Here is a 26,786-nt window from a genome sequence, read left to right on the forward strand (position 1 = left end):
CTCGTTCTTACCAATGCATATTCGCTGTCTCTGTATGCGATTTGCATCTTTTGTGTCTTTCCAATACTCTAACGCAGTTTGTTCCCATTTTGTTTTCGTTTCTTTTTTGCTTCATATAATCTTTTGTCTGCTAATGCGATAAGCTCATCTTGATTTTTGCTCTGGCTTTCCCCATATTCCGCATATCCTATGCTAAGCCAGATATCATATTTCATATCTCCTGCCTGATTGGAAAAAAACACAATATCTTTTATTTCCTGAAGCAGGTTCTCTACTTCCTGTTCATTTTCACGTTCACAGACAATGGCGAATTCATCACCGCCATATCTTGCTAAAAAATCATTGTTCTTATAACAGATTTCTCTAAGTATTCCTGCAATTCGGATAATTGCTGCATCTCCTTGTGTGTGGCCATAATTATCATTAATTTCTTTAAAAGAATCAATATCCATAAGAATAAAAAACAGCTGTTTCTTTCTTTTCTTGCACAGCCTCATATCCAGATAGTGATTAAGATAGCGGCGGTTGTTTACCCCTGTCAAGCCATCTCTGGTAATCTGCTGGTTTTGTGTATCTACATACACTTTCAGTACGGAAATTACTACGCCGACCCAAATCATAGGATATCCGTATACGATTCCCTGCATAATGCTGCCTAACACTGGCCAGATAATAAAGCTTCCCAATGTCTTATATTCTTTCCTCAGACTTTTCCGTTCTGTATGCTTCCAAGCAGATAATGCCTGCACCTCTGCCCATAATAAGTACCCATAAGCAACCAGCATCGGTAGTGCATAATATCGTCCTCTATGGGATTGCTCATTCTTAGATAAGGAAAAAATCCACCCAGTCCATGGACTTAACAAAATAATAACCACCAGAACCACACATGGTATCACATACCATTTCAGACAGCGCACTAACCGCTCCTTACTTTCATAAATCTTATAATCTGTATATAGCAGCCATAGCAGCCCTACAATGCCTGTTAAGGTATAATACAAAAAATTCAGCACCTTATTAATACCCTGTGATCCTGGAAAATCAAGTCCATCTACTAAAATCCATGCACCATCCGATAAAAAAATACCTGTAACGGTCCACATAATCCCCAAAAACAGTCTATCTTCAAACATGATTCCACATTGTTTTTTCACACTGGCTATTAAAAGACTCACACTTATAATGCATATAACGCATATTTCAAAGTAAAGACTAGTGATCATTTTAAATTCCTCACTCAATCGTGTCTGTACTATACTTATTATATGCCCCTTTGTCTTATACGTGAAAAAATCTGTCAAAACTTACTTTTAAAAAACGTATTCTCTGCTTCTTCTAAACGTTTATAAAACTGGGTATAGAAATCATTTTCTGTATCATATGGCATGCTAAAAAACAGCTGAAGAAAATACATGTTAATCTGTTTATAAGCTGCCTGTTCCGTCTGTTTCTGAAGATAAAGTTCCAGCTCTTTTAAAAAATAATGCCACGCAACAATATACTCCTGATTCTTCTGGATGTCTGGTGTGTCAATCCATTTGCTCACTTTTACTTTTGTTCTGTTCTTTCTGGAACACTCTTTCGTCTGTAAAAAATACTGAAAACTATGATTCCCATAACATCTGCCCAATGGAAACAGCCTGCATATGCCAGGACGGTATGCATGAATACTACAGCGTCCTTCTTCATTTAAATAGGCACATTGTTCTTTTTCCCCTGCCATTTTAAGATTTGGCAAAATGATTCCATCCACCACGTTTAATTCCACTGCACCAGATAATAGCTGCTCAAATGTGCATCTTTCATTTTTCATAATCCGAAACACATCTAATGGATCTAATAGGATAGAATTGCCCATTCCCTTGCAGCAATCCGAGCAGCCTTTGCAATCTTGACATCCTGCACGAACCATATCATTCAGTTCATAGATTCTGCCGTCTGATATTTCTTCCAAATTTTCTACTTTTCTCATTTCCTGTCCCCATTCTGCAAACTGCTTTTCGTAAGCTGCCTATTCCTCATAAGATGTAATCCTATGATTATTCATTGTACCACATTTTAGACTTAAATTAAATCTTAGAATGTTCTTTTACCGAACTCTCCTCCCTAGTCATTTTTAATTCTGCCCTTCTTCACATTAGGCTCAATAAAGTTCTCTCTTGCATAGTTCCACAGGATTTCTGAGCCTTCCTTTGTCCGTTCATTTCTCTTTAAAATCTGACTTATATGGACCCCATGTTCGCTCCATGCTTTGCCGTCACTTGCTGCATTTAGCATAGTTGGCTGTACGTTATCAAGTGTCCTTGCAAACTTTGCTTCCTTTGTCTCTCTAGCCTCAAATTCTTCCCATAATTCACGGAACTTTTTCTCTTGATCTTTTGGTAATAATCCAAAAATACGGTCTGCGGCTTTTTCTTCTCTCTCTCTTTGTGTCTCAAGTCCTGCCTCGTCGTACGCATAGGTATCTCCTGCATCAATTTCCACAATATCATGGATTAAAAGCATGGTAATGGTCTTTAATACGTCAATTTCTTCATTGGCATATTCACTTAATAAAACTGCCATAATCGCCATGTGCCACGCATGTTCTGCATCATTTTCTTTTCTCTTTGCATCTGTCAGGTATGTCTGTCTTCCAATGAATTTTTCCTTGTCTATTTCCTTAATAAATTCAAACTGTTTTTTTAAACGCTCCATATCCATATCGATTCCTCCCGTTTTTGTTATTCCTGTTCTCCTAATGTCACTTTTACAAGTTCTGTCACTTTCATTCCTCCTTATTGCCTTTTTTCTTTCAGCCTATGTATACACTTTGACAAATCAGAAAAAATAAGTCAAGGTTATTTTAAGACATTTTCTCTTTTAATATGTTATAATAAGTGAAATAAATTCATTTTAAATAAGGAGTATTATTATGAAGACAATTGCAAGTTTCACAATTGACCATCAGAAACTGCTTCCTGGTGTATATGTGTCCAGAAAAGACAGTGTTGGAAATGATATGGTAACAACCTTTGATATCCGTATGACCAGACCTAATCATGAACCTGTTATGAATACAGCGGAAATGCATACGATTGAACACCTGGCAGCAACTTTCCTAAGAAACCATACCGAGTATGGTACTAAAATTGTTTACTTTGGACCTATGGGATGCAGAACCGGTTTTTATCTGATTTTAGCTGGTGACTATGAATCCAAAGATATCGTTTTACTTATGACAGAATTATTTCAATTTATAGCAGACTTTACAGGAGACGTTCCTGGTGCTTCTGCTATTGAATGTGGCAATTATTTAGATATGAATCTTCCTATGGCAAACTACCTTGCTAAGAAATTCTTAACTGAAGTGTTAGAAGGAATTGATGAGAGCCGGCTGGTTTATCCAGAATAAGAATCCAAAAAGGAGTATCGCACATGTTTACTTGATGCAATACTCCTTTTTGATTGTAAATTTCCACTCTAATGCAGCAATTTGTATTCTTTTCCTCGAAATTCGTTTACCACCATAGTAATACATACAACTGCTGCCAGGCAGTCAGCAACTGGCCCTGCATACATAATACCATCAATTCCAATAAACAATGGGAAAATAATAATTAACGGCAAAAGGAAGATAATCTGTCTAGTAAGCGATAAGAATATGCCTCTTCCTGGTTTCCCAATGGCTGTAAAGAAATTTGAAGTAATTGGCTGCACAAAATTAATAAAAGTAAAGAACATAAATATTCTAAAATAATTGACTGCAAAGCGAAAATATTCCTCTGTCCCATTTCCAAAAACAGCAATAATATTTCTTGGAAAAATCTGAAATAGTGCAAACGCCACAATGGAAAGCACAAGGCCATAAGTCACCGCCGTACGGTAAGCCTCTTTTACACGGCTGTATTTTCCTGCCCCATAATTGAAACTTACAATTGGCTGAAGTCCCTGTGAAATACCAATAATAAAGGAAAAGAACACCATGCCTACTTTAGAAATAATACCCGCACACGCAATTGGAATCGACTCCCCATAAGAAGATAATGAACCATAATGTTTTAAAGAGTTGTTCATGACAATCTGAACAACCATCATGGCAACCTGATTGCTAAATGGTGCTGCTCCTAAGGATACAACCTGGCCAATACAGTCCCAATGAATTCCAAGATGCCTCTTTTCTATTTTCACAGTTTTAAAATGTCTCATGTACCAGATAACCATGAAAAAAGATACAATCTGGCCAATGATGGTTGCATAAGCAGCTCCTGCCATTCCCCATTTTAATCCAAACACAAAAACTGCATCTAAAATCGTATTAATGACAGCACCTGTCATATTAGAAATCATAGTGAACCTTGGACTGCCATCCGCTCTTACCAGATGTCCACCACCTGTTGCTACTATTAAAAACGGAAAACCTGCTGCCGTAATTCTTGTATAGGTTTCTGCATAGTGTAATACATTTTCTGGAGAACCAAAAAAACGCAGCATGGATGTAAGAAACAGTTCGGAAATAATAGTCAGTAGTATTCCCAGTCCGAACATCATCACAACGGCGTTTCCTATAAAATAACCAGCTTTTTCTTTATCTCCATGTCCTAATGTAAGATTAAATGCAGATGCTCCACCAATACCGAACATTAAAGAAATAGCAATACATGAAATAGATAACGGAAATGCTATATTAGTTGCTGCATTTCCCAAATCCCCCACACTATTGCCAATAAAAAACTGGTCTACGATATTGTATAACGCACTGACTAACATCGCAATAATACTTGGTATTGCAAATTGTCCTAAAAGTTTTTTCACTGGATCTATGCCCAGTGGATTGCTTTTTATTTTTTCTTCCATTTTACTTCACCCGTTCATCAGATTTGTACTTTTAAAGTATACCCTTTTGTACATATTTCTTGCACAACTAATAAAGTTTAGAAGATTTTTTTGAAAAAGTCAAGTTGGTTTGGGATTTTCTATTATTCAAATTAAATCCCTGATTTTCTTCCATTCTCTTTGCAATTCAATCAAATTCTTTGCTCATCCGTATTGTTTATAATTACAAGATATTGATAGTATTATTGAGATGTGCTAAAATGTTTCGTGGTTATATACATAAAATTGGAAAATAAGGGAGAATAAATATGAATATATTACTAATAAAAGGTGGTACACAGTATGGCGTATTAAATTACTTTCTGGATCAATTGGGTGATGCATTTAAGCAAATGGGACACTCTGTAATGGAATTAAATTTACTAGAGAACGCTATGCAGCAGTATGTTAAACTAAACAGAAAAAAAATAGATATGGCGGTTATTATGAACGGAATGGCTGCAGATGTACTACATCAGCTTATAGATACGCAACATATTCTTATCTGGAACTTTTTTGTAGATCATCCTGTTTACCATGAGCAAAGAATACATATGCAATGGCATAATCAAGTAAGTTCTTTTATAGATCTGGACCATTGCTTGTATGTGAATAAGTATTTTAAAAATTGTGAAAGGACATTATTTCTTCCACATGGAGGAAGTGCAGGCACCCAGCTAAAAGAGTATACAGAAAAATCATATTCTGTTGTATTTTTAGGAACTTACAATAGCATAGAGGAAATAGCAAAAAAATTCAATGCTGTTAATGAAACAATGCAAAATATTTTGTTTACAATTGCTGAGAAGTTGAGTATTGGAACAAATACTTTAGAACAATTATTAATAGAAGAATTTGGAAAAGTAGGAATTGAACTAAAAGAACAAGATATTCCAAAAATCATGCAGGAAACAAGCTTTCTAGATAAATATGTGAGAAACTTTAACAGAACGCAAATGCTTGAGGTATTAGCTAAAAATCAGATATATGTAGATGTGTTTGGAAATGGATGGGAGAAATATGACAATCCATATCCAGAATATATTCGAATTCATCCAGCTGTATCAGTAGAAGAAGGTCTTAATATAATGGCAGATGCTAAGATCGTAATTAATAATTTACCACTGTTTCGAAAAGGCGGACATGAACGAATTTTTAGTGCCATGCTATCAGGTGCTGTCTGTGTCAGCGAAAAAAATGAATATTTATCAGAGCAATTTATAGAAAATGAAGAAATTGTTTTTTTTGAGTTTGATAATCTAGATGAACTGCCATTTAAAATCAAGGTATTACTGAATGATACAGAACTAGCTAAGGAAATTGCCCAAAGAGGTCGCATCAGCACATTAAAAAATCATACATGGGCAAAGCGTGCCCAAGAAATGATAGAATATTATAATACGATACCACATAATTGTTCCAAAAAGTGTATTTCAGAACAAACTAAAGAGGATTCTTGTTTTAATCTATTAATACAATTTACTGAAAACAATACTGAAAAGCAGATATCAGAAAAAATTATCGGCTGCTATCGTGGTTATGATTTAATGAATTATAGTACAAGAGTACGACTGGAAACAAGTCACCACAATTTTCCATATTGGGGAAAGCTCTCATTAGACCAAGAAGAATTTGAACTAATTTACCAAAGGGCATATCATTTAAAACAGCATATGGATGACTTTATCTGGTTATATCAGAGATTAAATGATTGTGCATCAAGAACCATTCTAACAAATGTATTATATTACTGGATCACATTTGATAATCAATACTTAACAAATTCTTGTGAAAGCAGATATCAGCAGTATTTTGATCACGATATCATTAAAATAAATCAAAATGACGTTTTTGTAGATATCGGTGCATATAATGGAGATACATTACTAACATTTTTAGACAATTATAAAGAATATAAAAAAATTATCTGCTATGAACTCGATCCAAACAATTATAAAGAATTAGCAGAAACATCAAAAAACTTTCCTAATATTGAAACCAGAAATAATGCTGTAGGATTGAATCATGGTGAAAAAGTTGCAGTTAATATACAAGAAGAACGAAGTGTATCTAGTCGAATCAGCAAAAAACAAGAAGATACTGCTCAAAAATTAATAGAAATGGTTTCACTAGATGAAGATATCAAAGAAAAAATTACATTTCTTAAAATGGATGTAGAAGGTGCCGAACGAGATATTTTAAGAGGCGCAAGCAGGCATATTAAAGAGGAACACCCTAAGCTGGCTGTCTGCATTTATCATGGAAATGAAGATTTATGGAAAATAGCAAGAATAATTGATGTTTTAGATGATAGCTATCAATTGTACATAAGGTACTATGGTGGTACACTATATCCAAATGAAATTGTATTATATGCAATATAACATCGTCAATTTAATCCTTCCAAAAAATTTATTATTTTAAATTTAATATTTGCCAAAATTGTCATTTATAATAAACTTCAGATTAGGATAAAATAGTTCTAGAAACGACAATTTCTAGAACTATTTTTTGTATCTAGCTGCAATAAACCACCTTATTCCATTTATACCCGAACTATATAATTCTCTTTTCTTGGCTTTGCTGGTGCCTCTGTTTCTGCATATCCAAGAATGCAATGTCCAATTCCTTCATAGTCTCCTTCAATTCCCCATTCTTTTAACATTGCTTTCCCTTCCTGGCTTTCAAATACTTCTTTTGCTCTGTGTATCCAGCAAGAACCTAAACCAATGGCATGAGCTGCATTCATAAGATTGCCAAGAACCAAACTTCCATCTTCCTTATATGTGCTTCTTGTCTTATCTGCTAATACGATTACAACAGTTGGAGCTCCATAAAATGGATCTGTATCCACTCCCATTACCGCTGCATTCATGGCAGACAGTTTTTTTATGATCTCAGGTTTCTGTACCACAACCATGACCGGAGACTGCATCCCCATTCCTGTAGGTGCATACATGCCTGCTTCTAGCACTGCATTTAATTCCTCATCTTTAATCTGCTCTGGCTTATAGTTCCGGCAGCTTCTTCTTGTTTTTAAATCCATTAATGTTTCTTTCATTTCTGTATTTCCTCTCTTAAATTATTTTTTAGAAACCTTTGGCTTCCTGTCTTTTTTATATAGTATAACACAAAACAAAGCAAACAAGACAGGATAAATAATTGCCACTAAAATTCCTGTCTTTAGGCTTCTACCTGATAATCCATATACATTTCCTACGGTAGTAGGACCTATGGAACATCCCAAATCCCCTGCCAAAGCCAAATAAGCAAACATAGCAGTTCCACCGCCTCTTAACTTTGCTGAAGACATGCTAAAAGTTCCTGGCCAGAGAACACCCACTGAAAATCCACAGATACCACAGCCTATCAGTCCCATAGCTGGTAAGGTTGTAAATACAATGATCAGATAGCTTGCAACACACAGTATTCCACTTCCTAATAGAACCTTTTGCAAACTCACTTTATTCCCAAAGTTTCCGTATATGGCACGGGATGTTCCCATCATAATAGCAAAGAACATTGGCCCTGCTAAATCTCCAATGGTTTTCGAAACCCCTAGGCCCATTTCTGCAAATGCGGATGCCCACTGGCTGACTGCCTGCTCACTAGCACCTGCACATACCATTAACACCACCATTAGCCAGAAAGTTTTACTAACAGCTAACTCTTTCACCATTAAGCCAGTTTCTCCGTCTTCTAGTAAACTTCCTATTGGAACCTTTGCAAAAAAGACAGCATTTGCAAATGGAATTACTGCCCATAACAGGGCAAGAATCTTCCAATGATGAATTCCCACTAATGAAAAGAATATTGTAGATAACAATACTACGGCTACATGTCCCCAGCAATAGAAAGAATGCAAAAGACTCATGGCAGCTTCTTTATTATCACTTGGACAAGCTTCCACAATAGGGCTTACTAACACTTCTAACAATCCACCACCAATTGCATATATAATAACTGCTGTCATTAAGCCTGTAAATGGATCGGAGCATAAATCTGGCAGTATTACTAGTGCCAAGAAACCTAAAACTGTCATAACATGTGCTATGATAATGGATATTCGATATCCTGCTTTATCTATAATTGGCGGTGATATGAAATCTACTATAAGCTGTACTCCAAAGTTAAAGGTTACTAGAAAAGTTATCTTAGTAATAGGGATTCCGTATGCAGACTGAAATGTTAAAAATAACAAAGGGATAAAATTGTTGACAATTGCTTGTACTATATAGCCAACAAAGCAGGCGTACATGGTAGATTTGTAAGTCGATTTCATTGTTTTCTCCTTTTCAATATCCATTTTATATGTTCTAAGCATTGGCTCAATTTGTTATAAAATCTTCTTTCTAATGTACTTAAAAAGGCTAAAGCCCATAATAAAAACCCCTCCACAGCAGAGCTGTGAAGGGGCAGTATATCCGATATAAACTTCTCTCGCATACCCATTCTGAAAACTAACGTTTGGAGAACTGAGGTGCACGACGAGCCGCTTTTAAACCATATTTCTTTCTTTCTTTCATACGAGGATCTCTTGTTAAGAAACCAGCTTTCTTTAATACTGGACGATAATCTGCATCTGCTTGTAATAAAGCTCTGGAGATTCCGTGACGGATGGCACCAGCCTGGCCTGTAAATCCACCACCATGAACGTTTACTAAAACGTCAAATTTTTCAGTTGTTTCTGTCGCAACTAATGGCTGACGAACAACTAATTTTAAAGTTTCAAGACCAAAGTACTCATCCATATCTTTTTTATTGATAACAACTTTACCTGTACCTGGTACTAAATATACTCTAGCAACACTGCTCTTTCTTCTACCTGTTCCGTAATATCTTGCACTAGCCAATGTTATTTCCTCCTTTCACACCCAAATTAATATCTTTTCTGAAGTTCAAGAACTTCTGGTTTTTGAGCTGCATTATCATGTTCCGGACCTGCATAAACATGTAATTTTTTAATCATGCTTCTTCCTAAAGGTCCTTTTGGAAGCATCCCTTTAACTGCAAGGGTAATAACATCTTCAGGCTTTTTAGCCATCATCTCTTTTAATGTTGTTTCTTTCATGCCACCAACATAATCGCTATGACGGTAATAGATTTTCTGTTCCATTTTCTTGCCTGTAACTTTGATCTTTTCAGCATTAACTACGATTACGTTATCACCGCAGTCCATATGTGGTGTATAAATTGGTTTATTTTTTCCTCTTAAAATCTTTGCAACTTCCGAGCAAAGACGACCTAATGTCTGATCTTGAGCATCAATAACATACCATTTTCTTTCAATGTTAGATGCACTAGCCATAAAACTCTTCATGGGTAACCTCCTTGAACTACTATCTCAATAAATCTTTTCTATATGTTAAAATACCTAACCGGGGCATTGGATCAGTATTTTTTCACCAAATATTATAAATTCGGACAACATGTCACAGTTAAATATTATACGGCAACATATTTTCTCTGTCAATACTTTATCCACAATTTTTATCCACATTATAAAAAATTTCATTTAACCGCAAGCCACAGGCTGGTGCCGTAGGCCCTGCCGCTGTCCGGTCTTTTGCTTCTAACATTTCCTTGACACGATCTGGTTCATAAAATCCTAATCCTACCTGTACCAAGGTTCCAGCGATAATACGGACCATGTTGTACAAGAATCCATTTCCCCTGACTTTAATAACAATACTATTGCCTTGGCTTTCTACATCAATTCCATATATGGTGCGTACGGTTGTTTCCGTCTGTGCTGCCGTAGAACAGAAACTCTTAAAGTCATGTTCCCCAATTAAATGGGCGGCAGCCTGCTTCATTGCTTCTATATTTAATTTTTTATAAACAAAATACGAATAAAGCCTTTCAATAGGATTGGCAAACTCTGCATTAAAAATGTGGTATTCGTATTCTTTCCAGCATTTGCAGTGACGTGGATGAAAGTCTGGTTCCACTTCCATAGATTTCTGAATCCGAATATCGTCTGGCAGTCTCTGATTTAAAGCATAACTGAACTTTTCCCCTGGAATTCGTGATTCTGTATCAAATACTGCTACATTTCCAAGTGCATGAACACCTGAATCGGTTCTGCTGGCCCCTGTCACTTTTATATCCTCATGTAACAGTTCTGACAGCTTCTGGTTTAGTACGCCTTCCACTGTTACCGCATTAGGCTGAACCTGCCACCCACAATAGCCAGTTCCGTCATAGGCCACAACAAGCATTACTCGTTTCATATCCTACCTCCGCTGTTAAATATAAAAAGCTCTGCCTGCTAGTATTGTCAGCATAAAATAGACTGCTAAACAGCAGTAACCGTAAAAATCCAGCTTTTTATAAGTTAATGGCTTCATTTTGGTTCTTCCAGTTCCACCCCTATAGCATCTTGCTTCCATAGCCATAGCAAGATCATTGGCACGTCGGAATGCCGAAATAAATAGAGGAATCAGTATAGGAACCATAGCTTTAACACGTTCTATTAATTTTCCATTTTCAAAATCAGCTCCACGTGCAGTCTGTGCCTTCATGATTTTATCCAGCTCTTCCATTAAAATCGGGATAAAACGAAGAGCAATTGACATCATCATAGCAATTTCATGAACAGGAACTTTTATCTTATTAAGAGGTCCTAATACTTTTTCAATTCCATCCGTTAGCTGCGTTGGCGTTGTAGTAAATGTCATAAGGGACGAACCAATAATGAGAAATACAAGCCTAATAGACAAAAATGCCGCATTTCGCAGTCCTTCTGCTGTAATATGAATCACTCCATATTCATAAAGCACACGCTCTCCAGTTGAAAAGAATACATTAAACACAACGGCAAAGAGCATAATCATCAGCAGGCTTTTAAGTCCCTTTATAATGTATCCTAAAGGAACTTTTGAAATCTTTATAACCGTTCCTAAAAATAATGCTGCTACAATATATCCTGAAAAACTTGAAAAAGTAAACAGGGAAATAATAAACAAAACTGTCCCTAATAATTTCACACGCGGATCTAAGCGGTGTATGAAAGAATCTTCTGGGTAATACTGTCCTATTGTTATATCTCTTATCATGGTATCAGTCCCTCACCTTTTGCCCAATCTAGCAGTGCATTTTTTGCCTCATTTACTGTAATCGCATCTGTCGAAACAGGAATGCCATTATCCTTCAAATCATTCATAATATACGTAATCTGAGGTGCAGCCAGATTGATTTTCTCCAGCTTTTTATACTGTTTAAATACCTCTTTTGGAGTATCATGAAAAACGATTTCTCCTCTATTTAAAACAATGAGCTTATCTACATATTTCGCAACCTCTTCCATACTGTGAGATACAAGAATTACTGTTATTTTTTTATCTTTCTGTAAATACTTTACCAATTCAAGAATCTCTTCTTTTCCTAATGGATCTAATGCGGCTGTTGGTTCATCTAAAATCAAGACCTCTGGTTCCATTGCAAGAACACCAGCAATAGCAACTCGGCGCTTTTGCCCCCCTGATAATTCAAATGGAGACAATTCAAAGAACTCTTCCTGTAAGCCTACATCCTTTAATGCCTGTTCCGCTCTCATTCTGGCCTCTTCCTTGCTAAATCCTAAATTCTTAGGACCAAACTCCACATCTTTGATTACGGCTGCTTCAAACAGCTGATGCTCTGGATACTGAAATACCAGCCCGACTTTTCCACGAAGCTTACGCATATTATATTTTTCTTGATAAATGTTTTCCCCGTGAAATAAGATCCTTCCACTAGTAGCCTTTACTAATCCATTTAATAATTGGGTAAGGGTTGACTTTCCAGAACCTGTGTGACCGATTAGTCCAAGAAATTCCCCGTCTTTTATATCTAGGCTAATATTCTTTAGAGCATGCTTTTCAAAAGCAGTTCCAGGAGAATAGATGTAATTTACGTTTTGTAGCTGTATTCCCATCTTACCTCTTCCCCCTTACTTTAAGTATCTCTGCTATCAGTTCTTCTTTCGTCAGAATGCCTTCCTTAATAGGAAACCCATTTCTTCTTAATTCATATGCTAGTTCTGTTACTTGTGGAACATTTAAACGTATTGCTCTAAGCTGCTCCACATTGCGGAATACTTGATTTGGAGTTCCCTCCATAACAACCTTTCCTTGATCCATTACAATTACATTATCAGCATGAATTACTTCTTCCATGTAATGGGTTATTAAAATAACCGTTACTTTTTCCTTTTGGTTTAACTCATAGAGTGCGTCTAGCACTTCTTTACGCCCATTGGGATCGAGCATTGCAGTTGGTTCATCTAAAATGATGCAAGACGGCTTCATTGCAAGAATACCAGCTATGGCAACTCTTTGCTTTTGTCCGCCTGATAATCTATTAGGCGATTCTTTACGCATACTGTACATTCCTACTGCCTTTAAGCTATGCACAACGCGCTCCCAAATCTCATCTGTCGGAATACCAAGGTTTTCTGGTCCAAACCCTACATCTTCTTCTACTACATTGGAGATTAGCTGGTTATCCGGATTCTGAAAAACAAGCCCTGCTGTCTGCCTAATATCCCATAGATATTCTTCTTCTCTGGTATCCATGTTTTCCACCCAAATAGCTCCTTCTGATGGCATTAAAATGCCATTTAACTGCTTTGCCAACGTGGACTTTCCTGAACCATTATGCCCTAATATTGCCGTAAACTTTCCTCTCTGTATGGATATACTTACGTCATCAACTGCACGCTTTACCGCTTCTATTTCCCCATTCTCATCTTTTCGAATATAGTTGAATACAACATGTTCTGTTTTGATAATCTCCATTTATCCACCAATCCTTTATTCCAGACTGCAGCTATCCACAATCTTTCTTATGTTATCCTCTATAAGCTGGATAACTGTGGTTTTGATTATACGATATCGTTAATAACCTGCACAATTTTATATATTAAAAAGACAGGCAAGAATTGACTTACCTGTCTTTCAAGAATTATCTACTATACTAATTCGATAAGAACTTCCATAGCAGCATCACCTTTACGAGGTCCTATCTTTACGATTCTTGTATAACCACCGTTACGGTCTGCATATTTAGGAGCAATTTCATCAAAAAGCTTTTGTGTCATATCAACTACTTTTGTGTTTCTTTTCTTACCAGCGTTTTCAGCAGGAACTTCTTTTACAGTATAAAGAGTTTTCATCATCTGTCTTCTTGCATGTAAACGAGAAGCGTTATCCTTTTTGATTTCTTTCTGTACTTCATCATAAACAGTAACTTTCTTACCATCTACAACTTCTTTTACTCTCTTGCCATCTTTATCTTTACGAGCAACTTTCGCAGTAACAGTTACAGTTTCAAAATTATCTTTTTCTCTTACAGCTAATGCAATTAAGCTCTCTGCCATTCTGCGAATTTCTTTCGCCTTTGCTTCAGTAGTAACAATTTTTCCGTTGTATAACAAATTAGTTACCTGATTTCTAAGCAAAGCTTTTCTCTGGCTAGATGTTCTGCCAAGTTTTCTATAGCCTGCCATGTGAGTGCCTCCTTTTATTTATTATTCGTCACCTAAGTTAAGTGATAAACCTAATTCTTTTAATTTTGCTAAAACTTCTTCTAGCGATTTTCTACCAAGGTTTCTAACTTTCATCATGTCCTCAGCAGTTCTGTTTGTCAACTCTTCAACTGTGTTGATGCCTGCTCGTTTCAAGCAGTTGTAAGAACGTACTGATAACTCAAGTTCATCTATATTCATCTCAAGTACTTTTTCTTTTTCATTATCTTCTTTTTCAACCATGATTTCTGCTGTTCTGGCATTTTCAGACAGGTCGATGAAAGAATTCAAATGTTCAGAAAGTACTTTTGCTGCTAAGCTGACTGCTTCGTCTGGTTCTAAAGTTCCATTCGTAAATACGTCTAATGTAAGCTTATCATAATCAGTAATCTGACCTACACGAGTATTTTCAACAGTTAAATTAACACGCTCAACAGGAGTGTAGATAGAATCCACTGGAATTACACCAATTGGAAGATCCGGGTTTTTGTTCTTATCAGAACTTACATAACCACGACCTTTTGTAATTGTTAATTCCATATACAATTTACTATCGCTACCGCTAAGTGTTGCAATAACTAAATCTGGATTCAGAATCTCGATGTCTGGATCTACCTGAATATCACCAGCAGTCACAACACCGTCTCCTTCAAACTCAATATAAGCTGTTTTAGGCTCGTTGGTCTCACTTGTATTTTTGATAGCCAAGCTTTTAATATTCATGATAATTTCAGTTACATCCTCTTTTACACCATTGATAGAACTGAATTCATGAACTACGCCGTCAATCTTAACCTGACTAACCGCAACACCTGGCAAGGATGAAAGCATAATTCTTCTTAAAGAATTTCCCAAAGTTGTACCATAACCTCTTTCAAGAGGTTCTACTACAAATCGTCCGTATTTTTTATCTTCAGAAATTTCTGCAATCTCAATTTTTGGTTTTTCAAAATCAAACACGAATGGACCCTCCTTTTGGGTTTCTATGCTATTACAATCACTTTGTTATATAGGATTATTTACTATATAACTCGACAATAAGCACTTCATTAACTGGAACATCAATTTGATCTCTTGTTGGAAGTTCTTTAACAGTACCAGACAGGTTTTCCTGATCAGCATCTAGCCAGGCAGGAACTACTCTAGAACCTGTAACTTCCAAGATATCTTTATATCTTTGGGCTGATTTGTATTTTTCAGCGATTTCGATAACATCACCAGCTTTTACAGAGTAAGATGGAATGTTAACTCTTTTGCCATTAACTAAAACATGTTTATGGTCAACGATCTGTCTAGCTTCTCTTCTAGTTCTTGCGTAACCCATTCTGTAGATTACGTTATCTAATCTAAGCTCAAGAAGAATCATTAAGTTTTCACCTGTTGTGCTTAATTTCATTTTCTCAGCTTTTGCATACATATTTCTAAATGGTTTTTCTAATACGCCATAGATGAATTTTGCCTTTTGTTTTTCTTTTAACTGAAGACCATATTCACTTTGTTTCTTTCCTGCTCTAGCGTTTCTATTAGATTTCTTGGAAAGACCCATGTAAATAGGATCTAAACCAAGCATTCTGCATCTTTTAAGAACCGGGCTTCTATCAATTGCCATTGAATTTACCTCCTAAGTTTTTCACTATATTTCCATATTGTTCGGTAGCCATAGCCCCTACTACAATTTGACTCATTTCAACAATTATTGCCTTACCGCATGAATGCGTGCAAAACATTGTCTAAAAATTATACACGACGACGTTTTGGTGGTCTACATCCGTTGTGAGGAACTGGTGTTACGTCACGAATGCTTGTAACTTCGATTCCACAAGCCTGAAGAGCACGAATTGCTGCTTCCCTGCCTGAACCAGGACCTTTTACCATAACTTCTACAGATTTTAAACCGTGTGGTAAAGCTGCTTTTGCTGCAGTTTCAGCTGCCATCTGAGCTGCGAATGGAGTTGATTTTCTAGAACCTCTGAATCCTAATCCACCTGCACTTGCCCAGGAAATAGCATTACCTTCTGAATCTGTCAGCGTAACGATTGTATTATTAAAAGATGACTGAATATGTGCTTGTCCACGATCAACGTTTTTTCTGACACGCTTTTTTGTCACTTTTTTTGCTACTTTTTTAGCCATTGACAAACCCTCCTACTGGATTTCAAATTAATTTTTTATCTAATCACGTTTGATTATAATCACGTTTTTACTGTTTTAATTATTTCTTCTTATTTGCCACTGTACGCTTAGGACCTTTTCTTGTTCTAGCGTTTGTTTTAGTCTTCTGTCCACGAACTGGAAGACCTTTTCTATGACGGATTCCTCTGTAGCATCCGATTTCCTGAAGTCTCTTGATGTTAAGGGCAATTTCCCTTCTTAAATCACCTTCTACAGTCTGAGAAGCATCAATTACGTCACGAATTCTAGCTACTTCTTCGTCAGTTAAATCCTTACAACGTGTATCTGGATTAACATTTGCTTCTGCTAAAATACGATTGGAACTTACTCTGCCGATACCGTATACATAAGTTAAACCAATCTCAACACGTTTTTCTCTTGGTAAATCTACACCACTAATACGAGCCATGTACGTTAACCTCCATAAAATTTGAATAGTTTTTCTATTGATTGTTTTGATTATGCGATGACAACATATCCGAGCGTGCCACCACATCAGCCGCTTTAAACCATGATAGGAACGCACAGAAGTACCCCCCTACGAAATATCACAATGACGGAGCAATATTTCAAGCAGTTAATCAGGCTGCCCACAGTATCACAGGGAGCAATGCCAGCATTACTCTCATTCACATGCAAAACATGCGTGCCACAAAGGGCTTGTAACACAAAAAGCAAGACTTATCTATATATTGAACGTATTCAGCGAAACATCCAATGCATAAACAACGCCGAAACCTGTAAGAAGTTCCTTAAGGCGTAAGAATCTTCTTAGCCTTGTCTTTGTTTGTGTCTAGGATTTTCGCAGATTACTCTAACGCTTCCTTTTCTTTTAATGATTTTGCATTTTTCACAAATTGGTTTTACAGATGACCTTACTTTCATCGTAATTCTCTCCTTTCGCAAAAGTCCACTTGCTATTTTATCACAACTCAAAGTGTAATGCAAGTAGAAGTTTACTGAATAACCAAAATTTTTCCCATTCTGGAATAAAATCTGTTTTCGCCTATCGATCTATTTATCACGCCAAATAATTCTTCCTTTTGTTAAATCATATGGGGATAATTCTAAAGTTACTTTATCGCCTGGTAAAATACGAATAAAGTTCATTCTTAATTTACCGCTGATATGAGCCAATACTTTATGGCCATTTTCTAATTCTACCTGAAACATTGCGTTAGGCAGTTTTTCAATTACGGTTCCTTCGATTTCAACTACGTCTGCTTTTGACATACTTTCATTACCTCCTGATATATAATGTTACACTCTATACATAACAGCCCAATGCTGTTCTTATTTAAGATTGGATTTCCAACTCTTGCTTTGCAGCAACGCTCTTTAACAATTTACGAATTGAACTATTTTCAATACGCCCTCCAAGTCGAATATCTTCATCTACATAGCTGGTTAGCTGAATATGTTTTTTCTTTTTCTTTTTTAAATGATCCATGGTCCTGCACTTTCCATCAGCTAGATATACATATTCGCCTTCCACCGAAATTATGACATATAATTGTGTTTTGTCATGGCCTGCTAAAGACTTAACAACCATTCCACGTTCTATTTCCAGCATCTTTTTACCTCGTCAAAGATAGGATTTCGGGTTCCCCCTTAGTAATCACTATTGTATTCTCATAATGGGCTGATAAAGAACCATCTGCAGTTACAGCTGTCCATTTATCACTTAAAAATTTAACATCATGAGTACCTATATTAATCATTGGCTCTATCGCCAATGTCATGCCTGCTAAAAGCTTTGTGCCTCTGCCCGGCATTTTAAAATTGGGTACTTGAGGTTCTTCATGAAGATTTTTTCCAATCCCATGGCCTACTAATTTCCGAACAACACCGTATCCAAAAGACTCCGCATAGTTTTGAATTGCTTTTGATATATCATATAGATGATTACCTTCTTTGGCATACTTTATACCTTCAAAAAAACTATTTTTTGTGACATCAAGTAATTGCTTTGCTTCGCTGCTAATTTCACCTACGGCATGAGTTCTTGCTGCATCAGAATGATATCCATTATATATTACTCCAGCATCTAAACTTACAATATCACCCTCCTGTAAAATTCTCTTTTTAGCAGGAATGCCATGTACCACTTCATCATTTATTGATACACAGATAGATGCTGGATATCCGTTATAGTTCAGAAAGGAAGGAATACATCCAAAACTGCGAATTATTTCTTCACCTTTTTTATCAATATCCTTTGTAGAAATACCCGGTCTGACAAATTGTTCTAACTCATCATGTACTTGAGCGAGAATCTTTCCAGCTTCCCGCATCAAGCCGATTTCTCTTTCCGATTTAATGCTAATAGACATTCTTATTCACCTAGAACTTTCACAATTGCATCAAAAACTTGAGACATATCCTGTGTTCCATCAATATCTACTAAAATCTTCTTCTTATTATAGTAATCAATCAATGGCTGTGTCTGCTCATGATATACACCCAAACGTTTTTTCACTGTTTCTGGCTTATCGTCATCTCTTAAAACAAGCTCACCGCCACACGCATCACATACACCTTCTGTTTTTGTTGGTGCATATACAATATGGTAAGTTCCGCCACAGCTTACACAGGCACGACGGCCTGACATTCTGTTAATAATGTTCTCGTCTGGAACATCAACATTAATTGCATAATCTACTTTTTCATTAATAGCAGCCAGTGCATTATCAAGAGCTTCTGCCTGAGGAATTGTTCTTGGAAAACCATCTAAAACATAACCATTTTTCGCATCATCCTGACCAACTCTGTCTACTACTAAATCAACCACTAATTCATCTGGTACTAATAATCCTTGATCCATAAAAGTCTTAGCTTTCTTGCCTAATTCAGTCCCATTTTTGATGTTTGCCCTAAAAATATCACCGGTAGAAATGTGAGGGATGCTGTATTTCTCAGCAATCCTTTTTGCCTGAGTTCCTTTTCCTGCTCCAGGAGCTCCTAACATAATTATTTTCATGAATATTACCTCCACAGTTATACTATTGATTTTCACTCATTTCCTTATAAATAGAAAAATCATTTTAGCTATAGTATCACCACAGCCAAAATGATTTTATCTGCTCATTAGTCATTTAAAAAGCCTTTGTAGTGACGTACAAGCATTTGTGATTCGATTTTCTTTAGTGTTTCGATTACTACACCTACAATAATGATAAGTGATGTACCACCGAAAGAAATATTGGCATTGAATACACCTGAAATAATGATTGGTATTACACATACAATCGTTAGGCCAACTGCACCAATGAAAATAATGTACTTAAGTACTTTATTTAAATAATCTGTAGTAGGTTTTCCTGGACGGATACCTGGGATGAATCCACCAGCTTTCTTCATATTATTCGCAACTTCAATTGGATTGAATGTAATTGAAGTGTAAAAATAAGCGAAGAAAATAACCAATACGATATATCCAACTAACCCTAATGTGTACTTAAACTCATGAATATTGGTTACATTGAACCATGCATTCTGATTACAGACCTTCAAGAGTTTCTGCCAGATAGAAGTTCCTGGACCAGACGCTGGCTGAACCTGTAAAAACTGAGCAATTACAATTGGGAAAGAAAGTAATGATCCTGCGAAGATTACGGGAATAACACCAGCAGTATTTACTTTCAAAGGAATATTGGTTGTCTGGCCGCCAACCATTTTTCTTCCTTGCACTTTCTTGGCATACTGGACTGGAATTCTTCTTTCACCAGCTGATAAAATAACAATAAATACAACCATTGCTACTAATATAGCAAAGATTACAATTGCAGCTAAGCCGCCTTTAGCGATAGTCTTTCCAATAACATACTTATCAAACAGACTCTTTAAATCTGATGGTATTTTGGAAACAATATTGATTAATAAAATAATTGAAATACCATTGCCGACACCCTTTTCCGTTATCTGTTCACCTAACCACATTAAGAATGAAGCACCTGCTGTCATAGATGTAACTACGATAACAACATTAGTGAAATTCAAATCACCTTCTAAGTAACCTTGATTACCAAAACCAATTGCCATTGACAATGCTTCAATGATTGCCAACGCTACTGTTAAGTACCTTGTGTATTCAGCAATTTTCTTACGTCCATCTTCACCGTCTTTTTGCATTTCTTCCAACTTAGGGATTGCTATAGTAAGCAACTGCATAATAATGGATGATGTAATGTATGGTGTAATATTCAATGCAAAGATTGACATGGTGGTAAAAGAACCACCAGTCATTGCATCAAAAAAGTTCATTGCAGTTCCATTACTGCCGAACTGCTGCTCAAAAAATTGAGCAACAAAACCTCTGTTAACCCCAGGAGCAGGAAGCTGACATCCAATTCTAACTATAATTAGTGCTACCAAAGTATATAGAATCCTATTTCTAATATCTTTTACTTTCAGAGCGTTTCGGACCGTCTTAAACATCCCCTAGATCACCTCAGCTTTTCCACCAAGAGCCTGAATTTTTTGGGCAGCGGATGCACTAAACGCATTCACTTTAACATCAAGCTTCTTAGTTAATTCTCCATTTCCAAGAATCTTTACTCCATCTTTCGGATTCTTAATAATGCCACTTTCAATTAAGCTAGCGATAGTAACTTCTGCACCATCTTCAAATCTATTTAATACATCTACGTTGATAGCAACGATTTCTTTACTGTTTCTGCAAGTGAAGCCTCTCTTTGGAAGTCTTCTGTATAAAGGCATCTGACCACCTTCAAAACCTGGTCTTGGAGCTCCAGAACGAGCTTTCTGTCCTTTATGGCCTTTACCAGCAGTTTTACCGTTTCCTGAACCATGCCCACGACCTCTTCTAAAGTTATCGTTTTGTTTCGCACCTTCAGCTGGTCTTAATTCTGATAAATTCATCTTGCGCACCTCCTTATAAAGTATTTATTATATTTCTTCCACTTTAACTAAGTGCTTTACATGCCAAAGCATTCCTCTAACAGCTTCATTGTCTGGTAATTCAACTGTAGAGTTTGTCTTTTTAAGACCAAGAGCTGTTACAGTAGCTCTGTGTTTTGGGATAGCACCAATTGTGGATTTTACTAAAGTTACTTTTAACTTATTTGCCATTATAATATCCTCCTATTCCTATAGCTGATCAACGGAAATTCCGCGAAGTTTAGCTACTTCTTCTGGAGTTTTTAATTGACTTAAACCTTCGATTGTAGCAAGTACAACGTTTTGTTTATTATTTGAACCTAATGATTTTGTACGGATATTCTTAAGTCCAGCTAACTCTAATACGTTACGGGCAGGACCACCAGCGATGATACCAGTACCTTCTGGTGCTCTCTTTAATAATACGTTAGCACTTCCGAACTTTCCTATGAAATCATGAGGAATACTTCCGTTTTCGTCAATTGGTAAGGAAATCATTCTCTTGATTGCATCTTCTTTTCCTTTACGAATCGCTTCAGGAATTTCTGATGCTTTTCCTAAACCAGCTCCAACGTGTCCATTTTTGTCACCAACAACAACTAATGCAGTAAATCTGAAGTTACGTCCACCTTTTACTACCTTAGTAACACGTTTGATTGAAACTACTTTATCTTCTAATTCATTTTCGAACTGGGTAGTGTCAATGATTGTACGTTTCATTTATTCTCCTCCTTGCCTAGAATTGTAGACCAGCTTCTCTAGCTGCATCTGCTAATGCTTTGATTTTTCCTTGATAAATAAATCCGCCTCTATCGAAGACAACTTCTGTGATACCTTTTTCTACTGCTTTTTTACCGATTACAGTTCCAACCAAAGCTGCAGCTGCAACGTCGTTTGTCTTGTCAAGCTCAGATTTCACTTCTTTATCTAATGTTGAAGCAGCAACTAATGTATTGCCAGCAGTATCATCAATGATCTGGGCATACATGTGATTGTTGCTTCTGAACACAGCTAAACGTGGTCTCTCAGCAGTTCCGGCAAAGCGGTTACGAATTCTTCTATGCTTATTTACACGAACTTTACTTCTTGATTCTTTACTAACCATCCTGATTTCACTCCTTTAATTATTTCTTACCAGTCTTACCAACCTTACGTCTAATAACTTCATCAGCGTATTTGATACCTTTACCTTTATAAGGTTCTGGAGCTCTCTTTTCTCTGATTTCAGCAGCGTACTGGCCAACTTTTTCTTTATCTATACCTTTAACAATGATCTTGTTTTGTCCTTCAACAATAACTTCAAGACCTTCTGGATCTTCCATATGAACTGGATGGGAATAACCAAGAGATAAGTCAAGAACTTTACCTTTTTTCGCAGCTCTATAACCAACACCGTTGATTTCAAGAACTTTTTCATAGCCTGTTGTAACACCAATAACCATGTTATTGATAAGTGTTCTTGTTAAGCCGTGTAATGATTTCATTTTCTTTAAATCATTTGGTCTGGAAACTGTGATTGTATCACCTTCCATTTTAATTTCCATTTCAGCAGGTAATACTCTTTCAAGAGTTCCCTTAGGACCTTTTACAGTCACTTTATTATTTTCTGCAATATCAACAGTTACGCCTGCTGGTACCGCGATAGGCATTCTTCCTATACGTGACATGCCCGCACCTCCGTAATTTTCTAATCTAAAATCAATTGTTTACTACTTCATTTTAAATGCTTTCACATAAGAACGCAATATAATTTGTAAGAATACAAACCAGATTCTCCTAAAGAAAGCAGGCTTACCTGCCAGCCCGTTCTATCAGCTAGCCGGCTGATTAAAACTGCTAGCATTTCTTACCAAATGAAAGCTAATACTTCTCCGCCAACATTTTGCTTTCTTGCCTCTTTGTCCGTGATAACGCCTTTGTTTGTAGAAATAATTGCTACACCAAGACCACCTAATACTCTAGGAAGTTCTTCTGCGTTCGCATATACACGAAGACCTGGTTTTGAAATTCTCTTAAGTCCAGAAATAACTTTAACGTTCTTGTCTGCACCATATTTTAATGTAATATGAATGGATTTGAAGCCACCGATTTCTTCAATTTCATATTTTTTGATATATCCTTCTTTATATAAAATGTCCGCAATTGCTATCTTCATCTTTGAAGCAGGAACATCTACGGTATCATGTTTAGCAGTATTTGCATTACGAATTCTTGTAAGCATATCTGCGATTGGATCGCTCATTGTCATTTTTTGTTTGCCTCCTTCCTTTTTATCCTACCAGCTTGCTTTTTTCACACCTGGGATTTGGCCCTTGTATGCTAATTCACGGAAACAGATACGGCAGATTCCGTATTTTCTTAAATAAGCATGTGGACGTCCACAGATTCTACAACGGCTGTATTCTCTTGTTGAGAATTTTGCTGGGCGTTGTTGTTTTACTTTCATAGAAGTTTTAGCCATGATACATCCTCCTTATTATTTCTTAAATGGCATACCGAACTGTGTTAATAATTCACGAGCTTCTTCATCAGTTTTAGCAGTAGTTACGAAACAAATATCCATACCACGAACTTTATCAACTTTATCATATTCGATTTCTGGGAAAATTAATTGTTCCTTAATTCCTAAAGAGTAGTTGCCTCTGCCATCAAATGCATTAGGATTTACACCTCTAAAGTCACGTACACGAGGTAATGATAAATTGATAAGACGATCTGCGAACTCATACATTCTTTCGCCTCTTAAAGTTACTTTGCATCCAATTGCCATACCTTCTCTGATTTTAAAGTTCGCTACAGATTTTTTTGCTCTTGTTAAAACTGCTTTCTGACCAGAAATAATTTCAAGATCTTTAACAGCTGATTCTAGTATTTTGGAGTTGTCTTTTGCTTCGCCAACACCCATGTTGATTACGATTTTATCAAGTTTAGGTACTTGCATTACGTTCTTGTATCCAAACTTTTTCATCATATTTTCTACAATTTCACTTTTATAAGTTTCTTTTAATCTAGCCACAACGTTACCTCCTTCCTGAATTAATCAATAACTTCGCCAGTAGCTTTGGCTACACGTACTTTTTTATCACCATCAATTTTAAAACCGATTCTTGTAGCTTTTCCTTTAAGAGAGTACATAACGTTAGAAATGTCAATAGCTGCTTCTTTCTTTATGATACCACCTTGAGGATTCGCTTGACTAGGTTTCGCATGCTTCGTTACTTGGTTAATACCTTCAACTACAACTTTACCATCTTTCACAGAAAGAACTTTTCCTTCTTTGCCTTTATCTTTACCAGCGATAACTTTAACCATGTCGCCTTTTTTGATCTTCATAGTTGCCACTCTCGACACCTCCTTATAATACTTCTGGTGCTAATGATACGATTTTCATAAACTGTTTTTCTCTTAATTCCCTTGCAACAGGTCCAAAGATACGGGTACCTCTTGGATTCTTGTCATCTTTAATAATTACAGCTGCATTTTCATCAAATCTAATATAGGAACCGTCCTTACGACGTGTGCTATTTACAGTACGGACTACAACTGCTTTCACTACATCGCCTTTTTTTACAACTCCGCCTGGTGTTGCATCTTTGACTGTAGCAACGATTACATCACCGATTGCAGCATATCTTCTAGTAGAGCCGCCTAATACTCTGATGCAAAGTAATTCTTTAGCACCTGTATTATCAGCAACTCTTAGTCTTGATTCTTGTTGGATCATGCGAATATACTCCTTTCAGCATTATTTTGCTCTTTCAATAATTTCAACAAGTCTCCATCTCTTATCCTTTGACAATGGTCTTGTTTCCATAACTTTTACTCTATCGCCGATTTTACATTCGTTATTTTCATCATGAGCTTTTAATTTGTAAGTTCTTTTCACGATTTTGTTGTAAAGCGGATGTTTTACGTTATCTACTACTGCAACAACGATTGTTTTATTCATTTTATCGCTTACGACTTTACCTGTACGAGTCTTTCTAAGGTTTCTTTCCACAACAATTCTCCTTTCCATTCAACTTGATAAACCATCTATTTTAAACGTTCTGATTATGCCTTAGCTTTTGCAGAAATAACGGTTTGGATTCTAGCAATATTTTTTCTAACTTCTTTAATTCTGCTGGTATTATCTAATTGATTTGTTGCGTTCTGGAATCTTAAATTAAAAAGTTCCTTTTTAGCAGCTACTAATTCTTCATTTAATTCAACTACTGATTTCTGGTTTAATTCTTGTACAAAATTCTTACTCTTCACTGCCCGCACCTCCTTCTAAGTCTGCGCGAGAAACTACTTTACACTTCACTGGCAACTTGTGTGTAGCAAGACGTAACGCTTCTCTTGCAACTTCTTCAGCTACACCAGAGATTTCAAACATTACACGTCCTGGTTTCACTACAGCTACCCAGTATTCTAAGGAACCTTTTCCGGAACCCATACGAGTTTCTGCTGGTTTATTTGTTACTGGCTTATCAGGGAAGATTTTAATCCAGACCTTACCACCACGTTTGATATAACGAGTCATAGCAATACGGGCAGCCTCAATTTGATTGGATTTAACCCAGCCAGATTCTAAGGCAACAATACCAAATTCGCCGTAGGAAATCTTATTTCCTCTAGTTGCTTTTCCTTTCATGGAACCACGGAACTGTTTACGGCGTTTTACTCTTTTAGGCATTAACATTATTTATCGCTCCCTTCCTTTTTAACTGCTTTTGTTGGAAGAACTTCACCATGGTAAATCCAGACCTTAACGCCAAGTTTACCATATGTTGTATCTGCTTCAGCAAAACCGTAATCAATATCTGCACGTAATGTCTGTAGTGGAATAGTGCCTTCACTATAGAACTCTGTACGAGCCATATCAGCACCGCCTAAACGTCCAGCAACTGCTGTCTTGATACCTTTCGCACCACTCTTCATTGCTCTGGACATACAAGATTTCATAGCTCTTCTGAAAGAAATACGGTTTTCAAGCTGTTGAGCGATATTTTCTGCAACAAGCTGTGCATTGCTATCTGGTTTCTTTACTTCTTTGATATCAACTAATACCTTAAAACTTGTGTATTTCGCTAACTCAACTTTTAATTTTTCGATTTCAGAACCGCCTTTGCCAATTACAACACCTGGTTTAGCTGTATGAATTGTAATTTTTAATCTTTCTATAGCTCTTTCTAATTCGATTCTTGCAATACCTGCATTATATAATTTCTTCTTTAAGAATTTTCTGATATTATAATCTTCGACTAAGTTGTCAGCAAAATCAGCTTCCGCATACCATTTAGAGTCCCAATCTTTAATAACACCGACTCTTAAGCCGTGAGGATTAACTTTTTGTCCCATTATTGCC

The 26,786-nt window shown here is 36.4% G+C and carries 39 protein-coding genes; 2 read left to right on the forward strand and 37 right to left on the reverse strand.

From position 1 onward, the window contains the following. Nucleotides 1-68: 68 nt before the first annotated feature. From BMY85_RS10415 to BMY85_RS10425, 3 genes are all read right to left on the reverse strand, one after another. Complete coding sequence (locus BMY85_RS10415; RefSeq protein WP_092478218.1) at nt 69-1,226, reverse strand: GGDEF domain-containing protein; 1,158 nt, start codon at nt 1,224-1,226, stop codon at nt 69-71. Nucleotides 1,227-1,300: 74 nt separating this feature from the next. Next, nucleotides 1,301-1,975 carry a YkgJ family cysteine cluster protein gene (locus BMY85_RS10420; RefSeq protein WP_092478219.1) on the reverse strand — a complete coding sequence of 225 codons (675 nt, stop codon included), beginning with the start codon at nt 1,973-1,975 and terminating at the stop codon, nt 1,301-1,303. A gap of 134 nt (nt 1,976-2,109) precedes the next feature. Continuing rightward, nucleotides 2,110-2,700 carry an HD domain-containing protein gene (locus tag BMY85_RS10425; protein ID WP_092478275.1) on the reverse strand — a complete coding sequence of 197 codons (591 nt, stop codon included), beginning with the start codon at nt 2,698-2,700 and terminating at the stop codon, nt 2,110-2,112. A 217-nt stretch (nt 2,701-2,917) separates the two neighbouring features. Between BMY85_RS10425 and BMY85_RS10430 the strand changes: the two genes are divergently transcribed. Further along, nucleotides 2,918-3,397, forward strand: a complete 480-nt coding sequence (locus BMY85_RS10430; RefSeq protein WP_092478220.1) for an S-ribosylhomocysteine lyase — start codon at nt 2,918-2,920, stop codon at nt 3,395-3,397. Between the two features lie 68 nt (nt 3,398-3,465). Here the strand turns inward: BMY85_RS10430 and BMY85_RS10435 are convergent, their stop codons facing one another. Further along, a complete protein-coding gene (locus tag BMY85_RS10435; protein ID WP_092478221.1) occupies nt 3,466-4,839 on the reverse strand; it encodes an MATE family efflux transporter in 1,374 nt (457 codons plus the stop codon). Between the two features lie 287 nt (nt 4,840-5,126). On the opposite strand from BMY85_RS10435, the gene BMY85_RS10440 reads away from it, so the two are divergent. Next, a complete protein-coding gene (locus BMY85_RS10440; RefSeq protein WP_092478222.1) occupies nt 5,127-7,241 on the forward strand; it encodes an FkbM family methyltransferase in 2,115 nt (704 codons plus the stop codon). Nucleotides 7,242-7,402: 161 nt separating this feature from the next. Here the strand turns inward: BMY85_RS10440 and BMY85_RS10445 are convergent, their stop codons facing one another. The 33 genes from BMY85_RS10445 to rpsC form a co-directional block, all read right to left on the reverse strand. Beyond that, on the reverse strand, nt 7,403-7,918 hold the full coding sequence (locus BMY85_RS10445; protein WP_092478223.1) for a nitroreductase: 516 nt from the start codon (nt 7,916-7,918) through the stop codon (nt 7,403-7,405). A 21-nt stretch (nt 7,919-7,939) separates the two neighbouring features. Beyond that, nucleotides 7,940-9,139 (reverse strand): MFS transporter, encoded by a 1,200-nt coding sequence (locus tag BMY85_RS10450; RefSeq protein ID WP_092478224.1) that lies wholly within the window; start codon nt 9,137-9,139, stop codon nt 7,940-7,942. Between the two features lie 178 nt (nt 9,140-9,317). After that, the gene (rpsI, locus tag BMY85_RS10455) at nt 9,318-9,710 is read right to left on the reverse strand and encodes a 30S ribosomal protein S9 (RefSeq protein WP_092478225.1); all 393 of its coding nucleotides are present in this window, start codon (nt 9,708-9,710) and stop codon (nt 9,318-9,320) included. A 26-nt stretch (nt 9,711-9,736) separates the two neighbouring features. After that, complete coding sequence (gene rplM, locus BMY85_RS10460; RefSeq protein WP_092478226.1) at nt 9,737-10,177, reverse strand: 50S ribosomal protein L13; 441 nt, start codon at nt 10,175-10,177, stop codon at nt 9,737-9,739. 157 nt (nt 10,178-10,334) lie between these two features. Then, entirely contained in the window at nt 10,335-11,090 is a 756-nt protein-coding gene (gene truA, locus BMY85_RS10465; protein ID WP_092478227.1) for a tRNA pseudouridine(38-40) synthase TruA, read from the reverse strand. A gap of 15 nt (nt 11,091-11,105) precedes the next feature. After that, complete coding sequence (locus BMY85_RS10470; RefSeq protein WP_092478228.1) at nt 11,106-11,915, reverse strand: energy-coupling factor transporter transmembrane component T family protein; 810 nt, start codon at nt 11,913-11,915, stop codon at nt 11,106-11,108. Beyond that, nucleotides 11,912-12,775, reverse strand: a complete 864-nt coding sequence (locus BMY85_RS10475) for an energy-coupling factor transporter ATPase (protein ID WP_092478229.1) — start codon at nt 12,773-12,775, stop codon at nt 11,912-11,914. The genes BMY85_RS10470 and BMY85_RS10475 overlap by 4 nt, the downstream gene beginning before the upstream one ends. Nucleotide 12,776: 1 nt before the next feature. Further along, nucleotides 12,777-13,637, reverse strand: coding sequence for an energy-coupling factor transporter ATPase (locus BMY85_RS10480; protein WP_092478230.1), 861 nt, complete (start codon nt 13,635-13,637; stop codon nt 12,777-12,779). 173 nt (nt 13,638-13,810) lie between these two features. Further along, nucleotides 13,811-14,347, reverse strand: coding sequence for a bL17 family ribosomal protein (locus BMY85_RS10485; protein ID WP_092478231.1), 537 nt, complete (start codon nt 14,345-14,347; stop codon nt 13,811-13,813). 21 nt (nt 14,348-14,368) lie between these two features. Continuing rightward, nucleotides 14,369-15,325, reverse strand: a complete 957-nt coding sequence (locus BMY85_RS10490) for a DNA-directed RNA polymerase subunit alpha (RefSeq protein WP_092478232.1) — start codon at nt 15,323-15,325, stop codon at nt 14,369-14,371. A 55-nt stretch (nt 15,326-15,380) separates the two neighbouring features. Beyond that, nucleotides 15,381-15,974 (reverse strand): 30S ribosomal protein S4, encoded by a 594-nt coding sequence (gene rpsD, locus BMY85_RS10495; protein WP_092478233.1) that lies wholly within the window; start codon nt 15,972-15,974, stop codon nt 15,381-15,383. 128 nt (nt 15,975-16,102) lie between these two features. Continuing rightward, nucleotides 16,103-16,498 (reverse strand): 30S ribosomal protein S11, encoded by a 396-nt coding sequence (gene rpsK / locus BMY85_RS10500; protein ID WP_092478234.1) that lies wholly within the window; start codon nt 16,496-16,498, stop codon nt 16,103-16,105. A gap of 79 nt (nt 16,499-16,577) precedes the next feature. Then, entirely contained in the window at nt 16,578-16,946 is a 369-nt protein-coding gene (gene rpsM, locus BMY85_RS10505; protein WP_092478235.1) for a 30S ribosomal protein S13, read from the reverse strand. A gap of 362 nt (nt 16,947-17,308) precedes the next feature. After that, the gene (rpmJ, locus tag BMY85_RS10510; protein ID WP_073278632.1) at nt 17,309-17,422 is read right to left on the reverse strand and encodes a 50S ribosomal protein L36; all 114 of its coding nucleotides are present in this window, start codon (nt 17,420-17,422) and stop codon (nt 17,309-17,311) included. Between the two features lie 129 nt (nt 17,423-17,551). Beyond that, nucleotides 17,552-17,770 (reverse strand): translation initiation factor IF-1, encoded by a 219-nt coding sequence (gene infA, locus BMY85_RS10515; RefSeq protein WP_092478236.1) that lies wholly within the window; start codon nt 17,768-17,770, stop codon nt 17,552-17,554. 64 nt (nt 17,771-17,834) lie between these two features. Further along, nucleotides 17,835-18,110 (reverse strand): KOW domain-containing RNA-binding protein, encoded by a 276-nt coding sequence (locus BMY85_RS10520; protein WP_092478237.1) that lies wholly within the window; start codon nt 18,108-18,110, stop codon nt 17,835-17,837. A 4-nt stretch (nt 18,111-18,114) separates the two neighbouring features. Beyond that, complete coding sequence (gene map, locus BMY85_RS10525) at nt 18,115-18,870, reverse strand: type I methionyl aminopeptidase (RefSeq protein WP_092478238.1); 756 nt, start codon at nt 18,868-18,870, stop codon at nt 18,115-18,117. Nucleotides 18,871-18,872: 2 nt separating this feature from the next. Then, complete coding sequence (locus BMY85_RS10530; protein WP_092478239.1) at nt 18,873-19,517, reverse strand: adenylate kinase; 645 nt, start codon at nt 19,515-19,517, stop codon at nt 18,873-18,875. A 107-nt stretch (nt 19,518-19,624) separates the two neighbouring features. Continuing rightward, nucleotides 19,625-20,974: a preprotein translocase subunit SecY gene (gene secY / locus BMY85_RS10535; protein WP_092478240.1), complete on the reverse strand. Its 1,350-nt coding sequence runs from the start codon at nt 20,972-20,974 to the stop codon at nt 19,625-19,627. A gap of 3 nt (nt 20,975-20,977) precedes the next feature. Further along, a complete protein-coding gene (rplO, locus tag BMY85_RS10540) occupies nt 20,978-21,418 on the reverse strand; it encodes a 50S ribosomal protein L15 (RefSeq protein ID WP_092478241.1) in 441 nt (146 codons plus the stop codon). A 27-nt stretch (nt 21,419-21,445) separates the two neighbouring features. Continuing rightward, on the reverse strand, nt 21,446-21,628 hold the full coding sequence (gene rpmD / locus BMY85_RS10545; RefSeq protein WP_092478242.1) for a 50S ribosomal protein L30: 183 nt from the start codon (nt 21,626-21,628) through the stop codon (nt 21,446-21,448). An 18-nt stretch (nt 21,629-21,646) separates the two neighbouring features. Beyond that, on the reverse strand, nt 21,647-22,156 hold the full coding sequence (gene rpsE / locus BMY85_RS10550) for a 30S ribosomal protein S5 (protein ID WP_092478243.1): 510 nt from the start codon (nt 22,154-22,156) through the stop codon (nt 21,647-21,649). A 16-nt stretch (nt 22,157-22,172) separates the two neighbouring features. Further along, nucleotides 22,173-22,541, reverse strand: a complete 369-nt coding sequence (rplR, locus tag BMY85_RS10555) for a 50S ribosomal protein L18 (RefSeq protein WP_092478244.1) — start codon at nt 22,539-22,541, stop codon at nt 22,173-22,175. A gap of 19 nt (nt 22,542-22,560) precedes the next feature. After that, entirely contained in the window at nt 22,561-23,103 is a 543-nt protein-coding gene (rplF, locus tag BMY85_RS10560) for a 50S ribosomal protein L6 (protein WP_092478245.1), read from the reverse strand. A gap of 179 nt (nt 23,104-23,282) precedes the next feature. Next, complete coding sequence (gene rpsH, locus BMY85_RS10565; RefSeq protein WP_092478246.1) at nt 23,283-23,684, reverse strand: 30S ribosomal protein S8; 402 nt, start codon at nt 23,682-23,684, stop codon at nt 23,283-23,285. Nucleotides 23,685-23,711: 27 nt separating this feature from the next. Then, on the reverse strand, nt 23,712-23,897 hold the full coding sequence (locus tag BMY85_RS10570) for a type Z 30S ribosomal protein S14 (protein WP_022439391.1): 186 nt from the start codon (nt 23,895-23,897) through the stop codon (nt 23,712-23,714). Nucleotides 23,898-23,912: 15 nt separating this feature from the next. Continuing rightward, entirely contained in the window at nt 23,913-24,452 is a 540-nt protein-coding gene (rplE, locus tag BMY85_RS10575; RefSeq protein ID WP_092478247.1) for a 50S ribosomal protein L5, read from the reverse strand. Nucleotides 24,453-24,472: 20 nt separating this feature from the next. After that, nucleotides 24,473-24,778 carry a 50S ribosomal protein L24 gene (gene rplX, locus BMY85_RS10580; RefSeq protein ID WP_092478248.1) on the reverse strand — a complete coding sequence of 102 codons (306 nt, stop codon included), beginning with the start codon at nt 24,776-24,778 and terminating at the stop codon, nt 24,473-24,475. Nucleotides 24,779-24,791: 13 nt separating this feature from the next. Continuing rightward, the gene (gene rplN, locus BMY85_RS10585) at nt 24,792-25,160 is read right to left on the reverse strand and encodes a 50S ribosomal protein L14 (RefSeq protein ID WP_092478249.1); all 369 of its coding nucleotides are present in this window, start codon (nt 25,158-25,160) and stop codon (nt 24,792-24,794) included. 21 nt (nt 25,161-25,181) lie between these two features. Next, the gene (gene rpsQ, locus BMY85_RS10590; protein WP_456300581.1) at nt 25,182-25,436 is read right to left on the reverse strand and encodes a 30S ribosomal protein S17; all 255 of its coding nucleotides are present in this window, start codon (nt 25,434-25,436) and stop codon (nt 25,182-25,184) included. Between the two features lie 53 nt (nt 25,437-25,489). Beyond that, nucleotides 25,490-25,693: a 50S ribosomal protein L29 gene (rpmC, locus tag BMY85_RS10595; RefSeq protein ID WP_092478251.1), complete on the reverse strand. Its 204-nt coding sequence runs from the start codon at nt 25,691-25,693 to the stop codon at nt 25,490-25,492. Then, on the reverse strand, nt 25,683-26,120 hold the full coding sequence (gene rplP, locus BMY85_RS10600; RefSeq protein WP_092478252.1) for a 50S ribosomal protein L16: 438 nt from the start codon (nt 26,118-26,120) through the stop codon (nt 25,683-25,685). Before rplP ends, rpmC begins: the two co-directional genes overlap by 11 nt. Then, nucleotides 26,120-26,779 carry a 30S ribosomal protein S3 gene (rpsC, locus tag BMY85_RS10605; protein WP_092478253.1) on the reverse strand — a complete coding sequence of 220 codons (660 nt, stop codon included), beginning with the start codon at nt 26,777-26,779 and terminating at the stop codon, nt 26,120-26,122. Before rpsC ends, rplP begins: the two co-directional genes overlap by 1 nt. Nucleotides 26,780-26,786: the final 7 nt, after the last annotated feature.

This window comes from [Clostridium] polysaccharolyticum (genome assembly GCF_900111595.1).
Taxonomy (GTDB): domain Bacteria; phylum Bacillota; class Clostridia; order Lachnospirales; family Lachnospiraceae; genus Clostridium_AI; species Clostridium_AI polysaccharolyticum.